Source organism: Facklamia lactis (genome assembly GCF_015863205.1).
GTDB classification, from domain to species: domain Bacteria; phylum Bacillota; class Bacilli; order Lactobacillales; family Aerococcaceae; genus Facklamia; species Facklamia lactis.
The window spans coordinates 192674-215616 of sequence record NZ_JACBXQ010000002.1; the positions used below are offsets into that span (position 1 = coordinate 192674).

A 22943-nucleotide genomic window follows, 5' to 3' on the forward strand; every position below is an offset into this window, starting at 1 on the left:
CTACCTTTCAAATTGAATTTTTCTTTCAATAAAACTAAAGAATAACTGAAATCCATTTACTAAAAACCAATATACAATCGTTACCGCCATGTAAATTTCTAAATATCTAAAGGATAAGGAACCTTCTGTCCGTGCTACCCCCATAATATCAGGAACTCCAATCATAAAAGTGATAGCAGTTCCTTTAATAATATCAACATAATTATTAAATAAAGCCGGAAGAGCAATCGGAAAGGCCTGAGGCAGTATAATTCGTCTCATGATAATACTTTGTGGCAGAGCTAACGCTTTACCTGCCTCGATCTGTCCTTCTGAAACTGAAAGAAGCCCTCCTCGAATACTTTCAGTTATATAAGCTCCTGCATTACAGCTTAATACAATTACAGCTGCCACCAATGGATCCATTTGATTTACAATTTGTGAAAACTGACCAATACCATAATAAAACAAAAATATTTGTGCAATGTTCGGTGTCGATCGAAAAATTGACACATAAATTGAAACCATTTTTTCTAAAATAGGAATTTTCTGATAACGTATAACACCAGCTATTGTTCCAATCACTAATGATATACACATCGACACCATGCTTACTTTTAAAGTGGTAGGTACTGCTTTAATTACGATCAATAAACTTTCAATCAAATATTTAAAATCAAATATAAACACCCCTCCTCTTCCCCCAACACTTCTTCTAATATACGTCAATAATTGCTGATAATTAAATCATTATTTCTAATATATGACTACTATTTATCGCAGATTTTAATATTGGAGTTTTAATAATACACATCAATCACAACTTATCACATTCCCCTTTTACTTACTCCTTAACATGGAATTTTTTCCCTAAAGAAAATATAAAAAAAGCCATATAGTTTTATATGACTTTTTTTATGTGGTTATTGTTCTTTTTTAATTATCTCTTCGAGTTCATCCGCCACGAACTGAACATTTGTCCCAATAATAACATGGGCTGCATTCTTACCTAGGATATTAACCCCTGGTGTTCCTGTTGATTTTATTTTATTTTCATCAATAACGGAAGAGTCTTCAAGATTCAATCTTAATCTAGTGGCACAATTCGTAAAGTTAATAATATTCTCTTTACCTCCGAGTGCTTCGTAAATCGTTCTAGCTTGTTGAGCTTCCTTGCTCACAATTCCTTCTTCCGTTTTGTTATCCATTTCATCTCCCACTGTATCCTCAATTGCAATATCTGTCGAGATAGGCCCTTTACGTCCTGGTGAAGAGAGGTTTAGTGTCTTTATTAAGAAAGTAAAGACTAGATAATAAAGAACAACAAAGACTAATCCTTGTAACAAAAGCATATAAGGCTGATTGGCGATCGGAATTCGTGATGAAAGGAGGAAGTCTATCGCTCCAGCAGAAAAACCAAAACCTGCGGTCCACTGCATAAGGGCAGCAAATCCTAAAGACAACATGCTTAATACGGCATGAGCTACAAATAAGATGGGAGCCGCAAACATAAAGGAGAATTCAATGGGTTCTGTCACACCCGTAACAAATGCTGTAATAGCACCTGCTAAATACAGAGAACCAACTTGTTTACGATATTTCGGATCCGCTTGACGATACATAGCAAATCCAGCAGCAGGCAAACCAAACATCATTACAGGGAAGAATCCAGCTTGATACATACCTGTGACTCCCTTAACCCCTTCAGAAGCCCAGAAATTTCCAATATCATTAATTCCAATTAAATCAAACCAGAAAACAGCGTTCAAGGCATGATGTAAACCAGTTGGAATTAACAAGCGATTAAAGAAGCCATACAAGCCGGCACCAATCCAGCCCATACCAGAGAACCAAGTTCCAAACGCAACTAAAGCATCATACACTAAAGGCCACACAAAATATAATATCCCAGAAAGAGCGATCATTATTACAGCAGTAATAATAGGTACTAGCCGACGGCCAGAGAAAAAGGCTAATGCATCTGGTAATCTCGTCTTGCTAAAACGATTGTAGCAAGTTGCCGCAACAATACCTAGATCATTCCAATAAATACATTTCCAATTTGAGCAAAAGCGCCGGGAACCTCTTCTATCTCCACACCGGTTAACATTGAGATAGATTCCACTGAAAGCAATTCCGTAACCATTAAATAAGCAACAATCCCAGCCAAAGCAGCTGAACCATCTCGGTCATTCGACATCCCTAAAGCAACACCAACTGCAAACAAAATTGCAAGATTATTAATAATAGCTCCACCAGCAGTAATCAGAAATCCACCAATCTGACTCCCAGTCCCCCAACCCGCAGGGTCAAAAGCATATCCGATTCCAAGCAGAAGCGCCATTATTGGCAGTACCGCAACCGGCAACATCAATGATCGACCTAATCTTTGTAAATAGTTTAACATGCCGTCACTCCTTACATTATAATATTGACACATAATAAATTTACATGCATTCATATTTTAAAGCGTTTCCACATAAAGTCAATAATTTATTATAATAATAAATTATTAATTCATGTAAGAATAATAATGTTAAAACAACCAAAAGTTAAATTTCTTTAACCTCAAAACTCCTCGTAAAATAAAAAAAGCCGCATAGCATAGCTACACGGCTGAATCTTTTAGTTAATAATTAGTTAAGAGTAACGTTAGTTGCTTGTAAACCACGTTGTCCTTGTTCTACATCAAAAGAAACTGATTGTCCTTCTTCTAATGTTTTGAAGCCATCTTTATTAATTGCTGAGAAATGTACAAAAACATCTTCTCCGCCTTCTTGTTCGATAAAGCCGAAACCTTTGTCTGAGTTAAACCATTTTACTGTTCCATTATTCATAATGAAATCCTCCTTGTTGCGCTATGCGCTATTATTATTTTTTGCAGTACATTTAAGATAAAGAAAAGGATTAATTATGAATTAAAAACTTTTAAATATTTAAAGATGTCTACAAGAAGTATCATATCTCTTTTTTTATTATAAGTCAAGATATATATTTTTTACTAACAAGAATTCTAATTTAATAACTTGTTATTTTCGTGATAAACTAACAACTATTTAACCATTGAAATATGCGCATCAACAGCCGTTTGCAGAAAGTCCAAGGTATCTTGTGGAGCCTTACCATTTTCATCTAATAATTCTTGTGAATTTGCTAAATAAACTTCTGGTTGAGTCACCATTGGCATTCCTAAGAATGTTAAAATTTGACGAAGATGATGATTAGCTCCAAAACCTGATATTCCTGAAATAGAGTGTGAAGCGATCAAGGTTGGCTTACCTCCCCACACTGACTCTCCCCATGGTCGCGAAGCAACATCTAATGCATTCTTTAGAGCAGCTGAAATGGAACGATTATGCTCAGGTGTCACAAACAAGATAGCATCTTGACGTTCTACATCCTGACGAAATTCAGTGTATTCTTGTGGAGAATTAGCATCTAAGTCTTGATTATATAGTGGTAAATTTGCAATATCTAAATATTCAATTTCAGTTCCTTCAGGATACAATGGTGCAATGTTGTCTGCCCATTGTTTTGAAAAAGAATTTGCTCGGGTTGAACCAACGATTATTCCTAATTTTGTCATATTCTCATCCTTTTCTATTGTTTTCTTATATCTATCGTAACGAACTAATTTTATTATATCTCGAATTCGAATCATCTGCAAGTGATTTGCTCTTCCAATGCTTCCCTTTATATTTTTAACAAAAAAAGAAAACTTACTAACCTTATAGTAAGTTTTTCAATATTTATTTATGCTTCTTCCCAATAGGACATATCTGGTAATAACGGTACGACCTCTCGTTTGAAAAAGATTCTCCCTGTTTTACCAGAGTATTGACCTATCACATATTCTTCAAAATTAGTAGCTTCTTTAAAAGCAGGCATATTGTAAAGTTGTTTCATATAACGCCATAAATTTGGATAATCTTGTAGCTTTCGGCTAGCTAATCCATATACCGGTACATAAAGAATATCATGCCTAATAAGAGGCGTATAAAGAACGATATCAGCAGCAGAAATCTGATTGCCAATAACAAATTCATTTGTTTCAAAATGCGCATCGAGTTTTTCTAAAATATTAAAATAAGCTTCTGCATTCTCATCAAATTCTTCCTGCTTGCGTGCATATCCAGCCCGATTGGCTGCACCAAGAACATCTTTTGCAATTTTCTCAATCCACTGATCTATCTCTGCTCGTAATTCTTCCGGATAGATATCAGGAGCGTCCTCACTGTGAAGTGGTTTAAAACGTGTTGCAAAATCTCTTAAAATATCCAAAGACTCCTGATTTACTACTGTATTATTACTAGTATCAATTAGAGCTGGAACTGAAAAAGGTCCCTCATATGCTGGATGTGTGTTTTTATAAAGTTCGGAAACATAAGTCACACCCAAAACTGGGTCTTTCGATCCTTCCTGATTAGTAAAATCCCATATTTTAGCTGTTTTTATTGGACTAGTGACTGCTAACGATACGGCTTCCTCTAATCCTAAGAGTCTTCTAGCAATTTCTGCTCTTTGAGCATAGGGACAGGGAAATGCAAAAACTAAACGATAACGCCCTGACTCTACGGGATATTGAAAATCCTTGTTATATACTTTAGACATCTTATCACTCCTTGATCTTGATAATTCTATTATATCAACTTATTTCAATTAATAGCGAACTTATTGCTTTATTTCTTTTAATATCAAGGTAAAACGCTTATAGAAAATTTGTCGATGATCTTTTGTAAACTTACTAGGCCCTTTTGTATGCTTTCCTGCCTTCCTCATTATCTGCGAGTGATGCCGTTGCTCAAGCAACCGATTAATATTATGCTCGGTGTATTCTTCACCTGAATGATGGAATACTCGAATCTTATCCATCATCAATACTGCTAAGCCATAATCTTGCGTGACCAAAATATCTCCAGGCGAAGCTAAAGCTACAATCTTATAATCCACTGCATCATTTCCTGGATCAACATAATAATATTTTATTCCTTTGTTATCACCCTCTTTAGTTGAAGGATAATGATCGATACTTGTCACCATCACTACAAAAATATTAAACATTTGACCTAATTCTATAATCTCATTTTTTACAGGACAGGCATCTGCATCCACTAATATTCTCAATCATTCATCCTCCCCTTCACTTTCCTCTCCATGTACCTTTTACCATTCATTCTATCTTACAATTAAAGCAAACAGTGATATCTTGTGCTTTGTTTTTTTATGATTGAATAATTTTAGCGATAAAGTCTAACAACTTGTTCATAACTTGCATAGTAGCGTACAGCATCCATATAATGTTGGATATTGTCTAAAGGCGCTCTTAAAGGCATATCACACCCTAATCCTAGAGTGGCTTTAGAAGGATCACCATAAACTCGCTCGACACAATTTTGTACAGCTTGATACACTTCCTGTTTACTACCTTTATACATCACTTCAACCGGTGCTACATTTCCTGTAATAGTAAACTTATCCGAAAAATAATCTACTGCTTGCTTAATATCACTAGCATTATCAATGGAAAAAGTGGAAAGATCAAGACTTTTAATCTCTGGCCAAATTCTCTCAACATTTCCACACATATGTAAGCTAGGTTTATGACCAGCAGAATGGTTAATATAATTTACTATTTCTTGTAAATAAGGATAGGCGAACGCTCTAAAATATTTGGGAGGCAGGAGAGAACCTGATGCAACAGGATCAGCTAGAGCAAAAGTAATGCCAGGAATATTTTTATAAGCATCTACGATTCTTTTTTGGGTTTGGACAATTAGTTCGAGCAGTTGCTTTAGTTGTTCCGGATTACGTCTCATATCTCTAAGCAGCGTCTCAGTCCCTCTTAAATAAGAGGCAATTGTGAGAGGTCCCCCAACTGATGTGCCAATATTTACAATACCAGCCCCTCCATCCGATAAGCTTTCAACTACCTTGTGATATAGCCTTATCCTTGGATGGTTATCTGAGAAATTCATTTCGATCCCCTTCATCTGTCCATAATCACCTAATACATATGAAGCAATCTTTGGCAAATCATCGTCTAAATACTTTACCTCTGCCCCAAGACTTTCTGCAATCCCCCTTGAATTAGGCCCCGTAAACAACCAATCCATTCCATAATCATCATAGGCTCTAAATTCAGCCTCGACAATTTTATCTACATCGAAATACAAGTCTTTAACCTTACAATCAATAAGCTTTGACTTAATATCAGGAATAAATAGATTAACAGGCATTCGATCAAAACTTTCTCCTTTTCTGATTGCTTCTGCCCGCTCGATAGGGGTCATTTGATCTTCTGGATGTTTCTCTAATTTCTTCATTAATTACCTATTTCTCCTTTTCAATTGGAAATACAGTCGCTTTAGCAAAAGTTCGATCATAATCTTCTAAGTAAGAAAGTTCAACGTGTTGAATACTGTCCACGATTTCATTAGACCGATCATATATTCTTCGATTTAATGCTACTATATAGCAACCGGCTTTAGAAGCATTTCCAACATACTCAATTTTCTCCTTCATCCCTTGAGGAATCAATCCAACCCCCACTAATGAATCTGGTGTAACATAAGATCCAAATTGTCCTGCAATATAAACAACTTCAATGGATGTTTCATCTGTTTCTGAAACTTGAAGCAAACACTGTATTCCCGATAAAATAGCTCCCTTCGCCAATTGGATCTGTCGAATATCTTTTTGTGAGAGATAAATATTTCTTTTTTTATCAACCCATACGCGCTTATTTTCTTGATCAATGTACCTTGCTAAACGCTCATCAATCTGATCGATTTTCGCAATATTTCCTCTTGATGTAATTAAGCCCACTTTTAAAAATTCCCTTACCAAAGCGAGAATACCTGAGCCACAAATCCCAACTGCTTTCTTACAATTAATTGTCTTATAGCGCAGAGTCCCTCTTACAAAACTCGCTTCTTCAATCGCTCCAGATTGAGCAGTCACTCCGCAAGCAATATTCATTCCTTCTAAGGCCGGTCCCGCAGCACAAGATGTAGAATAAAGACGTCCTCGATCCATTAAAACCATCTCACCGTTTGTACCAATATCTACCAAAAGAGCCGTACCTGAATAACGATAAAGGGCTGTTGCAATAATCCCCGCTACAATATCGCCTCCAACAAATGCTGAAATATTTGGCAATGTCATCACTATCCCTTTGCCAAATTGTTTAAAACCTAACGCTTCAAAAGAATACTCTTGCGAGCTTGTAACGGCTAAGCTATAAGGCGCAAGCCCAAGTGACTCGGGGGATACATTCAATACAATGTGATTCATCACGGCATTTCCAGCGATGAAAATCCCGTAGATAGAGGTTAGGGCGATATCATTTGAAACACACAATTGTTCACCTAAGTTTTGAATCGTTTCAATTACCATCGTCTGCATTTCCTTCAACTTTTTATCATCTCTTTGAATAGCCGTAATACGAGACATCACATCTTGACCATATATACGCTGAGGATTTAAGCTGGTCATCGTTGCTAGTTCCAGGCCCCGTTCAACATCCACTAAAGAAACAACAATCGTTGTAGAACCAATATCGACGACTAAACAAGCTAATATCGGTTTAATAGCAAGTTTTTCAATTCGCATTTCATTAAAAAAGACCGTTTGCTCATCTTTTGAATAACGTATCACAGGGTCAAGAAGAAAAGGTGCATACTTACCCTCATGCAAAATAATCTTTGTATTTTGATCTTGAACGATTTCATCTGACTCAAAGAGCACTTCTACTTCTTCTGTTCCCTCCATATGACAAGCTAAACGATATCCTTGCTCAATTTCAAGTTGGGATAAAATTTTCCGATCAGCTGCCTGAATAGGGGGCGATTTTTCAGAAAGTACTTTTACCTTACATTTACCACACGTACCTCCTCCACCGCAGGGAAAGACCACCTTGTTTTTTTCACTTAATTCTCTAAACAAATTCACCCGTTTACTTTTTATTATCACTGCAACCATCTCCCATCAAGCATTAGGCAATTTCTAACACTTTTTTTGCAACAATGACAGCCTCAGTAGCATTGGCGGCATAAGCATCTGCCCCGATTTCTTGAGCATATTTCTCTGTAACTGGACCTCCCCCAATCATCACTTTAAATTGATCACGCACTCCTTTCTCTTTTAACATTTCTATAACTTTCCGCATATTCTCCATCGTAGTTGACATCAAAGAAGACATACAGATCATTTGGGCTTTTTCTTCAATAGCCGTTTCAACAAAAAGTTCTATTAAAACATCTTTCCCTAAATCAATCATCTCAAACCCTGCTGTTTCTAACATCATTTTGACCAAATTCTTTCCAATATCATGGGTATCTCCTTGGATATCACCAATTACAATTTTACCAAGTTTAGGTTTTTCATCACCATGACTTAAGCACGGTTTTAAAATATCTAATGCCATGTACATGGTATCCGCAGCAAACAAAAGATCTGTCACAAAATATTCTTCTTCATCAAAAGCAACTCCCACTCGATCCATACCTGGAATTAAACCATGATCGATTGCTTCCATCGCATCATAACCCTCTGACAAATAATCTTCTACCAATGGAATAATATTATCTTCTTCCATCTCAAATACTAAATCAGATAATTGTTTAAAATAGTCTTCTTTTTTCATCTTCCACTCCCTGAATATTATTTTCTTATAAAGAAATCAATTGATAGCCTTCTTCGATTGGAACTTCTAATTTAAAGGCAGAGCATGAAGAGGCATAAAATGGCCCCACTTTGGACGGTCGTATACTATCCATGATTTCTAGCGTCAAAAAAACTCTAGGACAAAGTAATACCTTTGCCTGCTGAAACTCTTCAACGACTGGTAAAATCTTCAATAGTAAAGGTCCCAAATACTTCCGAGCAAATTTTGGTCCCACAATATCAACTCCTGCAACGGCATCCGTAAAATAAATATAGTCAACGCCCCAACTATCTAGCCACACTAAATAGTTTCGTAAAATTTCTATGATCCGCCCTGTAATTTGTTCAAATTCATTTGGAGATCTTCGCGTCATGACGATTAATTTCTCATAGGGCAAAAAAGCATTCATGGTGGTAAATACCCCTGAGACTTCAACTAACACTGTCTCATTTTGTGCTTTTAATAACTCAATCGTTTTACGAAAATGATTAAGATCTGATTCTTGCAATTTTAAATTTTGGAGTTGAAGTCTTGCTTTCTCTTCTGACCATCCATTTTCATTAACTGTTATTCCCAAACGCCAATTATATTCAAGTTTGACTCCTAAAGCTCTCTGAAAGGGTTCATCTTGAATCGGCAAAGTAATTCGTTGATTCGACTGAAATTTTTTTAACTCGATCGCTTTATTTGCTAGAAGTTCAGGATTCTCTGTCACATTATTCCAGTCTAAATCTTTAAAATTTTCAGGATACTTCATCATTTTGGAAATTAAGCGACAATTCCCTGGTCTCACTTACTCATCCCTTTCAAATCTATGTATAGATAAAGCCATTATACCCAATAATAAGCAGAAATGAAAACTCTACCATAATTTTCATCTTTACATTTTTAAAAAAACTTCTGAACATTCATTCAGAAGTTTTATCATTTATCGATCATTAGACGCTGCCATTCGGTGAACAGTATGTCTCAGTCCTCGAACTGCCATAGACAAGGTATAGATATTCTCATAAGGCGCCATTCCAGCATACCCAGTTGCTCCAATATGGTGAATATCTACTCCTGCCATTTTATTCCAGAGAGCGATTTGTTGAATCGTTTCTTTTTCGCTCGCTTCCTGACTTGTCCCAATAGCAGAAATGACTAAACAATTTCTGGCGTGTATATACTGGCTTGCTTGAGCCAATTTGTCAATTGTGACCCCTGGTACCGTTCCTGGCGCAGGCAGTAAAATGATATCAGCTCCATTATCAATAAAGCTCTTCAGAATATTTTGATCAAACAAGTCTTCTTCAACCCCGGCAGTGTGCATTTTCCCTACCATAATTATCCCTTTAAAATATCGGCGCATCTCTTTAATAGATTCTGATATTTTTTTGCTTGTCACACCTGAAGAAGGGTTGCCCGTTAATAAAATAAAATCGTATCCATCTTCTTGACACTTCTGATAGTTTTCTCTATTTGCCTGTCTCCCCTTCGGGATCAATTTAGATTCAGAAACCATTTCAGCATTGGGATCCACCGGTTCCAAATTTACACCAATCGGGCACCCAGCCAACTTCTTTAATAACTGAATGGGGTGTTCACTTTCGGGCAATGCGCCAATAAATGGTTGTTGCACATCTAATTTATTCAGTAAGACTAAATCTGCAGAAAATGCACGAGCAATTTCTGCATTTGTTACATTAAATGGTACTGGATTAACGGTTGCTTGAACTTCTGACATAATCACTCGTCCCTCAGCTGCCTTAATAGATTGTAACAATTCTTGACAATTCATTCTCTGAAAATCTTGTGCTGTACAATCTAATAAGCGCTTTACTTTTTGTTCCATTGTCTGAATCTCCTATTCTGCTAATTTTTTAACTAAAGGGCTTGTCCCGTATCAGGATTAAAAATAGATACTTTCTTAAAATCAATTATTTCGATCGATACACGATCACCAACACTTATCTTTACCCCATATTCAGCTTGAACAATTATTTTTTCTTTCGCTTTCTCCAGATAAACCAATAACTTTTCTCCAAGATTCTCAATTAATGAAATCTGATAAGTGCGGCCTTCTACAATCCGAATATTTTCAGAGCGAACCCCTATCAAAACTTTTTGAGTGGGATAAGCACGATCTAGCTCAAAATCTTTACCTATATCCAAAATTACTCTTTGTTTTTTAATCAAACCAGTCAGTATGTTCATTTTAGGTGTTCCCATAAACTCCGCAACAAACAAATTTGCTGGAGTATGGTAAATTTCATCTGGACTACCCACCTGTTGAATACTACCATGATTCATAACCACAATTCGATTAGCCATTGTCATAGCTTCTGTCTGATCATGTGTCACATATATCATCGTGGTTTTCAGCTGTTGATGAAGTTTTGATATTTCATATCGCATCTGAACCCTCAATTTTGCATCTAAATTCGATAGAGGCTCATCCATTAAGAAAGCATTCGGTTCACGAATAATGGCTCGTCCTAATGCGACTCTTTGCTTCTGTCCCCCCGATAACTGTGAAGGTTTACGCTTTAGTAAGTCTGTAATTCCCAATGTTTCTGCAACCTTTTTTACTCTTTCTAACTGACTTTTTTTATCTACTTTGCGCATTTTTAAAGGGTAGGCCATATTTTTTTCTACGGTTAAGTTAGGATATAAGGCAAAATCTTGAAATACCATCGCTAAATCGCGATCTTTTGGTGGTAAATGATTCATTTTTTGACCGTCAATGCTTAAGGTCCCTTCTGTAATGCTCTCTAAACCAGCAATCATCCGTAAGGTTGTGGATTTACCGCATCCGGACGGTCCAACTAAGACAATAAACTCACCGTCATGAATCTTTAGATTGCAGTCTTTCACACTATATGTCTTTTGATCATAAGTTTTGTATATATTTTCTAAAATAATTTCACTCATCAGTTCTATCCTTTCAATCCTTGATTAGACATTCCACGGATCAAATGCTTCTGAATTATAACGAAAATGATAACGGTTGGGATACTACTCAAAAAAGAAGCTGCCATCTGAGTTTCCCATTGCGTTTTATATAAATCTTTAAAATCAGTTAGGGCAAGAGAAATGGTTCGTAATTCAGGAGACAGAATAAAAGACTGTGCATATACTAAATCACCCCAACTTTGAATAAATGCAAAAATTCCCGCCGTTAGAATACCAGGTAATGCAATCGGGACAATGACATTACAAATCCCTTGCAAACGATTAGAACCATCCATCCAAGAAGCTTCCTCATAAGATTTAGGAATAGCTGAAAAATAAGAATTTAAAAGCCAGATTGTCATTGGCAAAGACGAAGCGGTATTTGCGATAATCAAACTTAATAAAGTATCAAGTATATCCAATTCCTTAAATATCACATACATAGGAGTAACCAAAATAACTGGAGAAAACATTTGTGTCAAAATAACTATTATCAGAAAAAATTTTGATCCGAAGAAACGATATCTTGATACGGCATAAGCAGCTAGTGTTCCCACACATACACAGATCAACATAGAGGCTGTAGATACAATTGCACTGTTCTTAACAGGTTCAATAATACTTTTATCCCCCTGTAAAACACTTACATAATTCTCCCACTTTAAATTAGTAAACCAAGTGGGGGGCCAAGACCGAATTTCCTCATAAGTTTGCAACGAAGTATTTAGCAAAATAATAACGGGGAAAATTAATAACGAAACAAATAATACCGCTATCGCCGTATTAATCAATTTATTCGCTTTACTCTGCGTCATAATCATTCTGACCTCCCTTCATATAAAAAAGGGTTAAAATAGTTAGTATCGTAACAGCAATGACCGTCAATGTAGCACTCAATCCAATATTAAAATTACTGAAAGCTTCACGATAAATTCGTATCATTAGCGTTTCGGTCGCTCGCATCGGACCCCCTTGAGTTAAAATATAAATAATATTAAAAGAATTAAATGTCCAGATACTAACTAAAGTTAATAGACTCATAAAAACATTTTTGATACCAGGTAGAGTAATATCTCTAAAGCGTTCTAAACGGTTTGCCCCATCTAAAGCAGCTGCCTCATATAAGGATCTCGGTATAGATTCAAAACCACTCATTAGAGTCAAAGCAATCAAAGGAATTCCTACCCATGCGTCTACAAATGAAACACAAAAAAACGCTGTCTTTGGTTCCGATAAAAAAGCGATCGGTGAATCAATCAAATTAAATTGCGACAAAAAATAATTTAAATAGCCATATTGACCATTAAGAATCCAGATCCATAATGTTCCTACTGCTACCTGTGGAATAGCCCATGGAATTAACATGATTAACCGTAATCCCTTCTTAAAATAAAGATCTCCGCTCAAAATTGCCGCATAAAGCAACCCCAAGAACATTTTAAGCACAACTGTTATTCCCGTATATTTTAGAGTAATCCACAATGTATTATAAAAACCGGGATCAGAAAAGGCTTGCCGATAATTCGACAAACCAACATTTTCTGATTGACCGGTCAGCAAATTAACCTTACTAAAAGATTGAATAATCGTTATAGCAATTGGATAAGCATATAAAACTAATAACAGTAAGGTCGCTGGTAACAATAGTAAATATGGCGCAATCATGCGCTGTTTCATTTACTGTGTTACCTCCTCTTGGGCAGTATCTAAAGCTTCTTGAGCAGAAGCTTCCCCAGTTAAAGCTTTTTGAACGGCAATAGAGAAGCTCTGACTGAATTTATCCCAATTTGATACTTGAGGTTCTGGTACCCCATATTCTAAAATTTCCACCATTGGTTTCATTGCTTCAGTAGTGAATCGTTCATCTTCTAACTCAGCTTTCGTAACTGGTAACCAGCCATAAGCTTCTGAAACAGTACGTTGAATATCTTCCGTTCCTAAAAATTCAATAAATTTCCAAGCTGCTTCTTTCTTTTCAGAAATTGAAGACATGACATAAGAATCTGTTACTAAAGTAACCGCTTTAGTTTTTCCTTCAGGAACCAAAGCTGCTGCATAAGGAGCATTTTCTGCATTAGCATCTAGCTCTTCTAATTCCCAACCTCCGGAAATGAACATTGCCAAATCCCCATTCCCAAACATTTGAACTTGGTCATCTCGCTTAGTTCCCACTGGTTCAGGTATAAAATCCGCTAATTCAACTAAATACTCAAGTGTTTGAACATTTTCAGGTGTATTTAACGTATAATTCCCTTCCTCATCCACCATCCGACCTTCATTTTGATAGAAGAAAGTTAACATTTCATCTACACCATTACGTGAGTCAGTTGGAATAGCAAAGCCGTACATATCTTCTTCATTTTTAATCTGTTCTGCTGTTTCTTTTAATTCCTGCCAATTGGTGGGTGGCGTCTCTACTATGTCCGAACGGTAGAATAAAGCACGCGAAGACAAAGCTAGTGGAATTCCATATTGGATGTCCTCAATTTTAGCGGTATCCATCACATTCTCAATACGAGTCTCTATAAATTCATCTGTCATATAAGGACTTAAATCTTCTAGAACACCAAGTTCAGCGAATTGACGAATCGAGCGCGATCCAACCAACATAATGTCAGGTGCTTGTCCCGCTTGATAAAGTTGTACAATCTTTGAATTTAGTTCATCCCAACCAGCGGATACAATCTCAATGGTTATCTCTGGATTCTCTTCCTGATATTGCTGAACGGCATTATCTAATGGCTCTGCCAAATACCCCGTATCATAACCAGGAACTAACATTTGTAGAGTCGTACTATTACTATCCTGCGACTCTTCTTCTTCAGCAAATGCAGAAATCGGAGCCAAAAAAGATAAAGATAAACTAGACACCATAAAGCTTTTAATTAAAGTCTGTATTTTTTTATTCATTTATATTCTCCTTTTAAAATTAGATATTAAGAGCAAACTTTTTAGCGACTTCAACAAAATATTGAATATTTTCTGCTGGTGTATCATAAGTTAAATCACATCCCGGAGCAATAATGAATCCCTTAGGACTCTCTCCCGCAGATTCAAAGCAAGCTTTAACCGCTTGATAGATCTCTTTTTTATTACCATTTTGAAGTACAGCTACCGGATCCACGTTACCAAGTAAAATAAGCCGATGACCCACTTCTTTTTTTGCTTGCTCGAGATCCACTTTTTGATCTAAACTCAAACAATCAATTCCCGTATCCGCCATTAAAGATAAGATTCTACTTGTATTACCACAAATATGAAGACTTGAATTTTTCTTCTTTTCTTTAAGATATTTCACCACTTCCTCGGTATAGGGGAGTGCAAATTGTTCATAGGTTCGGGGTGAAATTAAATCTCCAGATGCAAAAGGATCTGAGAAATGAAAATGAACATTGGCAAAAACTGACCACTCGTCAATCACCAATTTTATCGCTTTACTAGCAAATGATAATAATCCTTGGCTAGCTTTAGGTTCCGTTCGTAATAAACGCAAAAACTTCTCAGGTCCAATTAAATTACTCGCCAGCGAAAAAGGAGCCCCAATACAAATTCTCACTGAAATCAACTGATTGAAGTGCTGGTTAATTAAAGAGTATGCATCTAATAATTTTTGTAAACGTGGATTTTTAGACGGTCTTATGTTCGCCAAGTCAATATATTCAATCTCATGGACTTCTTTAAGCGGATAAGTCCTTAAAGATTCTGGTAACTTTGAGTGAGTATTTAGCTTAGCTCCTAAAGGAACCGTGATCCCTTTGGTACCAAAAGATAAAGACACATCATCAACATCATATTGTTTATAACAATTAATTATTTTTTGTGAAATCAGCTCAGCAGTCTTTTCTGATTCAGCATAAGATAATCCCATTAGTTTAGCTGCAAATATATTCTCAAATAATACTACCGGTTTTCTTTCCACTTTTTGTCCGTTCATATAAGAATCGATTCTATTGAACGATAACATTAATCAGAACACCCCCCTCTTTAATCCAATACTTAAATAAGTATACATTATTTTAATTTTTTTTAATGAAAAAGTAGGTTGCTTATACACAAGAAGAATATAACACTTGTTTTTTATTAGTTTTTCTTATAAATCCAGCTCAATCAGCCTATTTTGTTTCTATTTCCGACAGTGTCCCCTAATCTTTTTTCTGCAATCTTAGCAGCACCAATCGCTCCGGCAAACTGCCCAAGTCCATGCGTATAAACGGGGGCTTCAAACTTTTCAGATAGAATTTTCGCAAAGATTTTGCTTCTAGAAAGCCCTCCTGTAAATAATAGGGGGGATCCCTTTGTAGAACGCAATTTTGCATATTGACCATTAATTCTTTGTGTTATTGAATAAAGTGCTCCCAGAGCAATGTCTGAACGAGAGATCCCCTTAGCTAACAAACTAATAACTTCTGATTCCGCAAAAACAGTACATGTTGCATTAATCTTTGCTGGTTGAGCACCTTCTACAAATAAGTCTAAAACTTCTACCTTTTCTCCTAAGGTATTCATCATTACTTCTACAAAGCGCCCTGTCCCTGCTGCACATCGATCATTCATATTAAAATCCATGACCAACCCTTTACCATTGAGCTTCATGGTCTTACAATCTTGCCCTCCTATATCCACAACTTGCTGAATCCCCGGATAAAGATATTCAGCTCCTCTACCATGACAAGTAATCTCGGTCATTACTAAATCTGATTCCCATAATTCTCTTCCATAACCGGTTGTCACAACTCTCATTTGTTCTCTATCAAGGTGATGCATTTCTGTAAAATATGCCATCACTTCTTCCATTGCATCTTTTGGGCGTCCTCCTGTTGGTATTAAATATTTATCGATCAATTGATCTTGATGAAACATAACAGCTTTCGTAGTAGTCGATCCCGAATCCAAACCGATATAATACATTCTACCCCTCCAACATCTCAATAAATGCCGCAACACGTGTATTTAATTGACCAATATCCGATTGAGAATAATCTGTTTCTAAATACATATAAGGGATCTCTCTCTTATCTTGACAAAACCGTTTAATCCTCAAGGATTCCACCATAAATGGGACACAGTTCTGTAAAACCATATCAATCACACCATCAACTTGATAGTCATCAATCATCTCATCGATTAAATCAATTCGAGTATCATTACTTGAGGCACAAGCACAGCCAATATTTAAATATTTATCTGCTAAAGCCTTAACTTTATCAGGTTCGTCCTCATCTACTAATTGTTCCACAGATTTTGAAACGGAACAATTTTCATAAGCCACTACTCGACCACCATTATTTTCGATCGCATCAATAATCTTCTCTGTTACTCCCCCCATAGGGCAGCCCGTTATCAGGATACGGGGGCGTGCTTCAAGAGTATCCCCCACTTCATAGCGGGCCAAAGCCTCTTCCGTTAATAAGACAAAATTTTTGATCGTTTCTTCCTTATTAAAAGTAAATCCTGAACCATAACAAACACTAAAAATATCATGCCCTGATAGAACTGAAGGCGATAAAGTTCCTAAACGATAAAAATTACGTTTAGCAGTTCTAAAACGATTCATTAAATCAATTGCATCATCAAGAGCCCTATCACTGATCTCTTTTTGAAAATAATCTTCTAAATATTCTTTAAAACGAATTAATTCTTGATACCAGAGAATCCTGCTCTGTTCTTGATGCCGAAAACGTGGAACTTCCATCAAATAAAGCTTTTTGAATTCAGTCATATATTCATACATTTTCGTTTTGCCATCACAAGTTGTTTCAGCTACTACTAAATCTGAAAAATGAAAGTATGGACATTTATCCATCTTTGCCATTCCATAGGATGACTTAATAAGTGGACAAAGATTTCTTGGTAAGTCTTCTTCTGCATCATCAATCGATTCCTCAGTGGTAGAACATAAACCAATCATCGTTGCCCCAACAGCAATTACAAATTCTTCAGGAATATAAGTACAGTAAGCTCCTACAACTGGATGTCCCTCTTCCTTAAATTCCTTAATTTTCAAGAAACCTTCTCGTCTCGCATCATTAAACTCTTGAAAAATATTAGGTAATTCTGTTTTAACTTTCATTATAATAAGTCCTCCATTTTATTTGTGATGTAATTAGCATATCTATTATAAAAGACTGATTAGGGAGTTCCTAATCAGTCTTTTCAATAATTATGCAAGTTTTGAAGTGCTTTCTAATAAATGACCATCCACCATATGAAAAAGCTTTGCTTGCTTTAAGTCTTTAAAAATTGGATCATGGGTGACAATTAACATCCCCATTCCCTGTTTATTTAGATCCACCAACAAATCTCTTAATTCTAAGGAAGTTGCTTCATCAAGACTAACAGTGGGCTCATCTAAGAGTAAAATTTTAGGTTGGTTAATTAAGGCTCGTGCTAGAGCCACTCTTTTTTTCTCACCACCTGATAATTGACGAACCGCTTGATCCTTTAAGTCACCAATTCCCAGCTTCTCTAATAAATCAACTGCCCTCTGACGAATTTCATTAACACCCTTCTTCTCTCCACTAGAAATATAACTGGGTAACATTACATTTTCTAACACATTAAGACTAGATAACGTTTCAACTTTTTGAGTTAAATAAGCAAGTTCTTGATTACGAAAAAGAGAGGCTTGTTGATCATCCAGTTCAATAATGGATTTTTTTTGATACAAAATATCTCCTTGATCTGCTTTTAAAAATAATGCCAATAAATTCAAAAAGGTGGTCTTACCTACCCCCGATTTTCCCATGATTACAGCCATCTCGCCTTGATTTAATGTGAAATTCAAATGATCAACAGGGGATATCGTCTCACCGTCTCGCATAAAACTTTTGCATAAATCTTTTACTTCAAACATATTGTTCCTCTCCTAATCGTTTTCAACTGCTGCAATCGCAATCTCTTTTTGATTAAATCGAGCTAAAGGAATTAAAGATACAAGTGGCCCAACTAAACTCGTTATTAAAAAAATAATAAGCGCAAGTACAAGAAAACCACTGGTAGTAGGAGCCAAAAATGGCATATGCATACTTTCAATAATAGCATTTTGAAAAAGATACATCGTAGCAAAAGCACTTAAAGTTCCTACAAATGAACCGATAATTGACAGTAAGCTTATTTCTTTAAGAATTTGATGAAGTAATTGAACCTTATTCGCCCCTAATATTCTAAGTAATGCTAATTCTTTACTACGTGATTTAATTAATAGAGGAAAAATTATTAAAAGGACCCCTAAACCTACCAGCCAAATTGCAATGATAATCCAACGCATTAGGCGAACGTTGCTAGTAATTTGTTCACTTGTCTTATCAATTAACTGATTCGAGCGAATCACACGAGCATTTTCTTCTTTAAGACTCATATTTAAGTCTCGCATAATTTTAACTAAAGAGTAAGAGTCTGAGGTATTTACATTAACCATTACTGCAGATATCGAATCTTTTGGTGTCTCACTAGCCGCTCCTCCAATTTCTTTAGCCTTCTCAATTAGGCGCAACCCATCTTCATAATTAAAAATAATAGTATTATCAATACCAAAGCCACTTCGATCTAAACTCGCCACAATATCAAACTCTTCTGCATAAAACTTCACTTTATCACCAATTTTAGTAGCAGAATCGCTACCACCAATTGCTTGGCCTGACTTTAGTTCTATAGCTTGAGCCTGACTCAGCCAAGGTTTTATCGAGAAATCATTTTCATAATCAATGGCCATCAATTGTACTTGAAAAGAACAACATCCTTCATCCAAACTTGCTAAATATAACTGTGGTGATGCTTGTTCTACTGAGGGATGTTCTCTTACAATTTCTAATACTTCGTGTCCCATATAGAACGTTGAAGGTTCTCCCGCAACTAATGCTCCCTTATACTCTTCTTCTGCTTCACTAGGAATAACAATCAAATCCGCTCCCAATCGACCAGATAACTGATCCATTCCCTTAGACATTGATAGAGTTAAATAAGAAGTTACAAATAAAGCAGCTGCCAAAATAGCAATCAACAAGGCGATCAGTAATGACCGCCCTGGTTTTCTTTGAATGTTTAATAAGGGTAATTTTCTAAATAAGTTCATTTTCCCACCACTTAAACTAGTCGATATAGGACGGGCTTTGATCTTTCATCAATAAGACAATCATACTCATGATTGCATTAATTCCCATCACAATTAACCCTGTGGGTTTTAAATATAAATTACAGATCATTTGTTCTTTCATACATGTACCAATCAAGAAAGTCACAAGCGCAATTCCTAGGATACTAACTAATAAATTCGCCCAAGCTAAAGCTTTAATTCCAACAAAATACTTCTGAAGAATCTGGCCAATTCCGATTCCACCAACTACCATTGCAATTCCCTTCATAGCTTGATGAGTCCAATAACATTTCATTGGCTTTTCACCTTCAGCTGCTGTACAAGGCACTGCAAATGTAAATAATGCAATTAACAAAAGAATACCTATCACCAAAGTAACCATTCCAACCCATTTATATTTTTTCATAACTTGCTCCTTTAAAACGTTTTTTTACAACATTTAGTATGTTAGCATAGTATGAACGCTTTAACAACGGCATTTACTGAGTTTATATCTTTTAATAGTTATTTATTAATAAAACAAATAATTAAAATTTTATATTTTATGTATTCGTATTAATTTTTTAAAGCTCTTTCTCAATAAAAAAAGAATCACTAGCAATTACTAGTGATTCTTAAAATGTAATTATTTAGTTTGAAGGGCTACTAATTAGTCTTCAAAAACTGTTTGTTCAGATACTTCAGTTTGTAAAGCTTTTAAGGCCTTATCTACTAAGTCTGTACGTAATTTATACTCTTCCTCTTTAGATAATGAAGGGTTACCTAATGGGTGAGGAATAGCAATTGCAGGGATAATACGGTTTGCTCCTACAGTTAATGAAATAGGAGTAACTGTACACATGTGAACTACAGGGATACCAGTTTTTTCAATTTCTTTTACCATTGTTGCTCCGCAACGAGTACAAGTACCTCAGGTAGAAGTTAATACAACAGCATCCACATTATGTTCTTGTAAGTCCTTAGCAATTTCTGCTGCATATGCTTTTGCAGAAGCAACTGCTGTACCGTTACCTACTGTAGAATAGAAGAAGTTGTGTAATTCACCAATTTCGCCATTCTTTTCTTTCTCACGTAAAACGTCCACTGGAATGACACGGTCAGCATCTTCGTTTGCATATACTGGGTCATGTCCACCGTGAGCAGTTTCATATTCGCCTTCTTTAAGGTCTTCAACACCTGAGATGTCATAGCGACCGTATTTAGAAGCAGAAGATGATTCAATGTGGTCAGGGTTTCCAGCTGGAACAATACCACCTGAAGTAACAATTGCAATCTTAGCTTTAGATAAGTCAGCAATTGCTTTACCTGGTTCAACATTATCAAAATCAGGCATTGGATATTCTGTCTTAAACTCTTCACCAGCTAATTTCTTAACTAACATATCCACTGCACGTTTTGATCCGCGATCTTCAGTGAAGAAGTTCTTACGATGACGCTCAAAGTATCCGTCAGTTGTAGGATCTAATTCTTGTTCCGTTAAAATTTTGTTAACTACGTTAGCCATTGCTGGAATTGCTTTACGCATTGTAGCAGCAGAGTTACCTGTTTGAACAATATAAGGAACTTTCTTATACATATCAACTCCAGGGTTCTCTTCATACATACCTGCTACAGCAGGAATTCCTAATTGCTCGATTACAGCAGTAGCAACCGCACCAGCAGCAACTCCGTAACGACCAGCATTAAATGCAGGTCCAGCAATTACTAAATCTGGTTCAAATGACTTAATCATTTCTAATACTTCGTTGATAGCCTCTGGATTCTCATTAAAGTATGAGTCTCCACAAACTACTGTCCCAACGATTTCTGCATTTTCAGAAATAGCACCGTTAATTCCTACACCTGGTCCTTTTTGGCCATCTTCTTTAAACGGTGTTGTATCAGCTTTTTCTTCTCCACCGATACCAGCGTAGAATTGATTGATATAATGTACTACACGTTTTTTAGTCATGGTTTAACCTCCCTTATTTCTTATTAGACACCGCGAGCAGTGCGTTTGTTGAAGCCTAATTCATTTGTAGCTCCTGTAATAGCTTGAATTTCCACTTCAATTTCACCGTTCTCACGTAAGCTACCGTCGAATCCACCAGCAATTGTATCAACATAATCTAATGAACCGATTACTTTATCCATTGGAGGTAATACAATTACTTCGTTAGCGTTTCCGCCTGTTACAACTGCATCTGCAGCTGGATCAGCATCCGCTAATGATTGTGAAGCTCCATCACGTCCAGCATATTCGTCAGTTACGATAACTGTCTTAACGCCTTGCGCTTCAATCTTCTTAGTATTCATGATCAAGTCAGTATCTGGATTCCCAAAACCTTCTTGAGATACGATAGCTCCATCCAATCCTAAGAACTTACATAATTTAGAAGTCCAGTCAGATGAACGTTTCTTGTCATTTAAGTAAACAGCTTCGTTAGTGATAATTACACCCATGAAGTTAATATCTTTTCCATGACGCTCATATAAATCTTCAATAATCGGATTATTTAAATGATGGTAAGTTGTGTTTTTATCACATGCAGATACACAGTTACCAGATAAAATTGCTCCGTCCATTACTTCTGTTGGATATAAGATTGATGGAACAATATGTTTAGCATCTGTACCATATACATAAGTATCATGTAATAAACCTTGAGTTTGTAACATGTATACATAACCAACTTTTGGTAATTCTGGATATTCTTCAATTTGCTCTAATAATGGCTTAGTTTCATAAGTTACAACTTCATCAGGTTCAATTGCTTCACCCAATTTACCTAAGTATAATGCAACTTTCAAACCAGCTTCACGAACTGCTTGTTCGTACATATGAGTTTTTGTTCCTTCAGCAGGTTCAACAACTAAACAAATGTTGATTAATTGAGAGAAAGGTGTTAATTCAGCACCTGGACCTTGCATGTCCACGATACCTTCTTGGAAACCAACAATTTTACCAACAGTAGCAACTGCACAGCCTTTAAGAGCATGAGTGCGACCTTCCCCTACTTGGTCAACTTTACTGATAACACCAGGGAAAACGTTAGAACTTGAGTCAACTTTATAACGTGGCTCAATAACGTCTTTGATTGGTGTAATACGAGTACTTTCACCAGGTTTTGCAATTTCTACTGAAACACTTGCGATATGATCGTCTTCTAGAACGATCTCTTTGATTTCATCTTCATTAATGTATAATACATTGTTCTCAACTTTTGATTCAGAAGCAAGTTGTACATCATTAATTTGAATCTTTCCTAATTCAAGTTTCATTCAATCACCTCT

24 protein-coding genes are annotated in these 22943 nt (G+C 36.1%); all 24 read right to left on the bottom strand.

From position 1 onward, the window contains the following. A complete protein-coding gene (locus tag HZY91_RS03820) occupies positions 1-669 on the bottom strand; it encodes an amino acid ABC transporter permease (RefSeq protein WP_197114949.1) in 669 nt (222 codons plus the stop codon). 233 nt (positions 670-902) lie between these two features. Next, the gene (locus tag HZY91_RS11140; RefSeq protein ID WP_328752111.1) at positions 903-2114 is read right to left on the bottom strand and encodes a PTS transporter subunit EIIC; all 1212 of its coding nucleotides are present in this window, start codon (positions 2112-2114) and stop codon (positions 903-905) included. Beyond that, positions 2012-2386, bottom strand: coding sequence for a PTS transporter subunit EIIC (locus HZY91_RS11080; protein ID WP_268888812.1), 375 nt, complete (start codon positions 2384-2386; stop codon positions 2012-2014). The genes HZY91_RS11140 and HZY91_RS11080 overlap by 103 nt, the downstream gene beginning before the upstream one ends. Positions 2387-2615: 229 nt before the next feature. Then, the gene (locus tag HZY91_RS03830; protein WP_197114950.1) at positions 2616-2816 is read right to left on the bottom strand and encodes a cold-shock protein; all 201 of its coding nucleotides are present in this window, start codon (positions 2814-2816) and stop codon (positions 2616-2618) included. Positions 2817-3031: 215 nt separating this feature from the next. Then, on the bottom strand, positions 3032-3565 hold the full coding sequence (locus tag HZY91_RS03835; protein ID WP_197114951.1) for an NADPH-dependent FMN reductase: 534 nt from the start codon (positions 3563-3565) through the stop codon (positions 3032-3034). A 167-nt stretch (positions 3566-3732) separates the two neighbouring features. Beyond that, entirely contained in the window at positions 3733-4590 is an 858-nt protein-coding gene (locus HZY91_RS03840; RefSeq protein ID WP_197114952.1) for a glutathione S-transferase C-terminal domain-containing protein, read from the bottom strand. Between the two features lie 60 nt (positions 4591-4650). Then, positions 4651-5103, bottom strand: coding sequence for a YaiI/YqxD family protein (locus tag HZY91_RS03845; protein WP_197114953.1), 453 nt, complete (start codon positions 5101-5103; stop codon positions 4651-4653). Positions 5104-5216: 113 nt separating this feature from the next. Then, entirely contained in the window at positions 5217-6302 is a 1086-nt protein-coding gene (locus HZY91_RS03850; RefSeq protein ID WP_197114954.1) for a uroporphyrinogen decarboxylase family protein, read from the bottom strand. A gap of 7 nt (positions 6303-6309) precedes the next feature. Then, positions 6310-7950, bottom strand: coding sequence for an ASKHA domain-containing protein (locus HZY91_RS03855; RefSeq protein WP_197114955.1), 1641 nt, complete (start codon positions 7948-7950; stop codon positions 6310-6312). A 22-nt stretch (positions 7951-7972) separates the two neighbouring features. Then, entirely contained in the window at positions 7973-8623 is a 651-nt protein-coding gene (locus HZY91_RS03860; protein WP_197114956.1) for a corrinoid protein, read from the bottom strand. Positions 8624-8648: 25 nt separating this feature from the next. Continuing rightward, positions 8649-9437 carry a uroporphyrinogen decarboxylase family protein gene (locus HZY91_RS03865; protein ID WP_197114957.1) on the bottom strand — a complete coding sequence of 263 codons (789 nt, stop codon included), beginning with the start codon at positions 9435-9437 and terminating at the stop codon, positions 8649-8651. 135 nt (positions 9438-9572) lie between these two features. Continuing rightward, positions 9573-10478 (bottom strand): DUF7916 family protein, encoded by a 906-nt coding sequence (locus tag HZY91_RS03870; protein WP_235991451.1) that lies wholly within the window; start codon positions 10476-10478, stop codon positions 9573-9575. A gap of 32 nt (positions 10479-10510) precedes the next feature. Further along, positions 10511-11557, bottom strand: a complete 1047-nt coding sequence (locus HZY91_RS03875; protein WP_197114958.1) for an ABC transporter ATP-binding protein — start codon at positions 11555-11557, stop codon at positions 10511-10513. A 5-nt stretch (positions 11558-11562) separates the two neighbouring features. Beyond that, entirely contained in the window at positions 11563-12399 is an 837-nt protein-coding gene (locus HZY91_RS03880; protein WP_235991588.1) for a carbohydrate ABC transporter permease, read from the bottom strand. Further along, entirely contained in the window at positions 12380-13255 is an 876-nt protein-coding gene (locus tag HZY91_RS03885) for a carbohydrate ABC transporter permease (protein WP_197114959.1), read from the bottom strand. Before HZY91_RS03885 ends, HZY91_RS03880 begins: the two co-directional genes overlap by 20 nt. Continuing rightward, a complete protein-coding gene (locus HZY91_RS03890; RefSeq protein ID WP_197114960.1) occupies positions 13256-14488 on the bottom strand; it encodes an ABC transporter substrate-binding protein in 1233 nt (410 codons plus the stop codon). 19 nt (positions 14489-14507) lie between these two features. After that, complete coding sequence (locus HZY91_RS03895) at positions 14508-15542, bottom strand: uroporphyrinogen decarboxylase family protein (protein WP_197114961.1); 1035 nt, start codon at positions 15540-15542, stop codon at positions 14508-14510. Positions 15543-15685: 143 nt separating this feature from the next. Then, entirely contained in the window at positions 15686-16486 is an 801-nt protein-coding gene (locus HZY91_RS03900) for an acyl-CoA dehydratase activase (protein WP_197114962.1), read from the bottom strand. Position 16487: 1 nt separating this feature from the next. Then, positions 16488-17648 (bottom strand): double-cubane-cluster-containing anaerobic reductase, encoded by a 1161-nt coding sequence (locus tag HZY91_RS03905; protein ID WP_197114963.1) that lies wholly within the window; start codon positions 17646-17648, stop codon positions 16488-16490. 90 nt (positions 17649-17738) lie between these two features. Then, positions 17739-18431: an ABC transporter ATP-binding protein gene (locus HZY91_RS03910; protein ID WP_197114964.1), complete on the bottom strand. Its 693-nt coding sequence runs from the start codon at positions 18429-18431 to the stop codon at positions 17739-17741. A gap of 12 nt (positions 18432-18443) precedes the next feature. Continuing rightward, positions 18444-19649: an ABC transporter permease gene (locus tag HZY91_RS03915; protein ID WP_197114965.1), complete on the bottom strand. Its 1206-nt coding sequence runs from the start codon at positions 19647-19649 to the stop codon at positions 18444-18446. A 16-nt stretch (positions 19650-19665) separates the two neighbouring features. Further along, positions 19666-20076 (bottom strand): DUF4418 family protein, encoded by a 411-nt coding sequence (locus HZY91_RS03920; protein WP_197114966.1) that lies wholly within the window; start codon positions 20074-20076, stop codon positions 19666-19668. Positions 20077-20319: 243 nt separating this feature from the next. After that, positions 20320-21621, bottom strand: coding sequence for a glycine reductase complex selenoprotein B (gene grdB, locus HZY91_RS03930; RefSeq protein WP_235991589.1), 1302 nt, complete (start codon positions 21619-21621; stop codon positions 20320-20322). A gap of 23 nt (positions 21622-21644) precedes the next feature. Next, positions 21645-22931, bottom strand: coding sequence for a glycine/sarcosine/betaine reductase component B subunit (locus HZY91_RS03935; protein ID WP_197114969.1), 1287 nt, complete (start codon positions 22929-22931; stop codon positions 21645-21647). Positions 22932-22943 lie beyond the last annotated feature (12 nt).

Excerpts from the sequence above, each read along its gene's own strand:
- HZY91_RS11080 (WP_268888812.1), bottom strand. The coding sequence starts at position 2,386 with ATGTTAAACTATTTACAAAGATTAGGTCGATCATTGATGTTGCCGGTT.
- HZY91_RS03830 (WP_197114950.1), bottom strand. The coding sequence starts at position 2,816 with ATGAATAATGGAACAGTAAAATGGTTTAACTCAGACAAAGGTTTCGGC.
- HZY91_RS03835 (WP_197114951.1), bottom strand. The coding sequence starts at position 3,565 with ATGACAAAATTAGGAATAATCGTTGGTTCAACCCGAGCAAATTCTTTT.
- HZY91_RS03840 (WP_197114952.1), bottom strand. The coding sequence starts at position 4,590 with ATGTCTAAAGTATATAACAAGGATTTTCAATATCCCGTAGAGTCAGGG.
- HZY91_RS03850 (WP_197114954.1), bottom strand. The coding sequence starts at position 6,302 with ATGAAGAAATTAGAGAAACATCCAGAAGATCAAATGACCCCTATCGAG.
- HZY91_RS03860 (WP_197114956.1), bottom strand. The coding sequence starts at position 8,623 with ATGAAAAAAGAAGACTATTTTAAACAATTATCTGATTTAGTATTTGAG.
- HZY91_RS03870 (WP_235991451.1), bottom strand. The coding sequence starts at position 10,478 with ATGGAACAAAAAGTAAAGCGCTTATTAGATTGTACAGCACAAGATTTT.
- HZY91_RS03875 (WP_197114958.1), bottom strand. The coding sequence starts at position 11,557 with ATGAGTGAAATTATTTTAGAAAATATATACAAAACTTATGATCAAAAG.
- HZY91_RS03880 (WP_235991588.1), bottom strand. The coding sequence starts at position 12,399 with ATGATTATGACGCAGAGTAAAGCGAATAAATTGATTAATACGGCGATA.
- HZY91_RS03885 (WP_197114959.1), bottom strand. The coding sequence starts at position 13,255 with ATGAAACAGCGCATGATTGCGCCATATTTACTATTGTTACCAGCGACC.
- HZY91_RS03890 (WP_197114960.1), bottom strand. The coding sequence starts at position 14,488 with ATGAATAAAAAAATACAGACTTTAATTAAAAGCTTTATGGTGTCTAGT.
- HZY91_RS03895 (WP_197114961.1), bottom strand. The coding sequence starts at position 15,542 with ATGTTATCGTTCAATAGAATCGATTCTTATATGAACGGACAAAAAGTG.
- HZY91_RS03900 (WP_197114962.1), bottom strand. The coding sequence starts at position 16,486 with ATGTATTATATCGGTTTGGATTCGGGATCGACTACTACGAAAGCTGTT.
- HZY91_RS03905 (WP_197114963.1), bottom strand. The coding sequence starts at position 17,648 with ATGAAAGTTAAAACAGAATTACCTAATATTTTTCAAGAGTTTAATGAT.
- HZY91_RS03910 (WP_197114964.1), bottom strand. The coding sequence starts at position 18,431 with ATGTTTGAAGTAAAAGATTTATGCAAAAGTTTTATGCGAGACGGTGAG.
- HZY91_RS03915 (WP_197114965.1), bottom strand. The coding sequence starts at position 19,649 with ATGAACTTATTTAGAAAATTACCCTTATTAAACATTCAAAGAAAACCA.
- HZY91_RS03920 (WP_197114966.1), bottom strand. The coding sequence starts at position 20,076 with ATGAAAAAATATAAATGGGTTGGAATGGTTACTTTGGTGATAGGTATT.
- HZY91_RS03935 (WP_197114969.1), bottom strand. The coding sequence starts at position 22,931 with ATGAAACTTGAATTAGGAAAGATTCAAATTAATGATGTACAACTTGCT.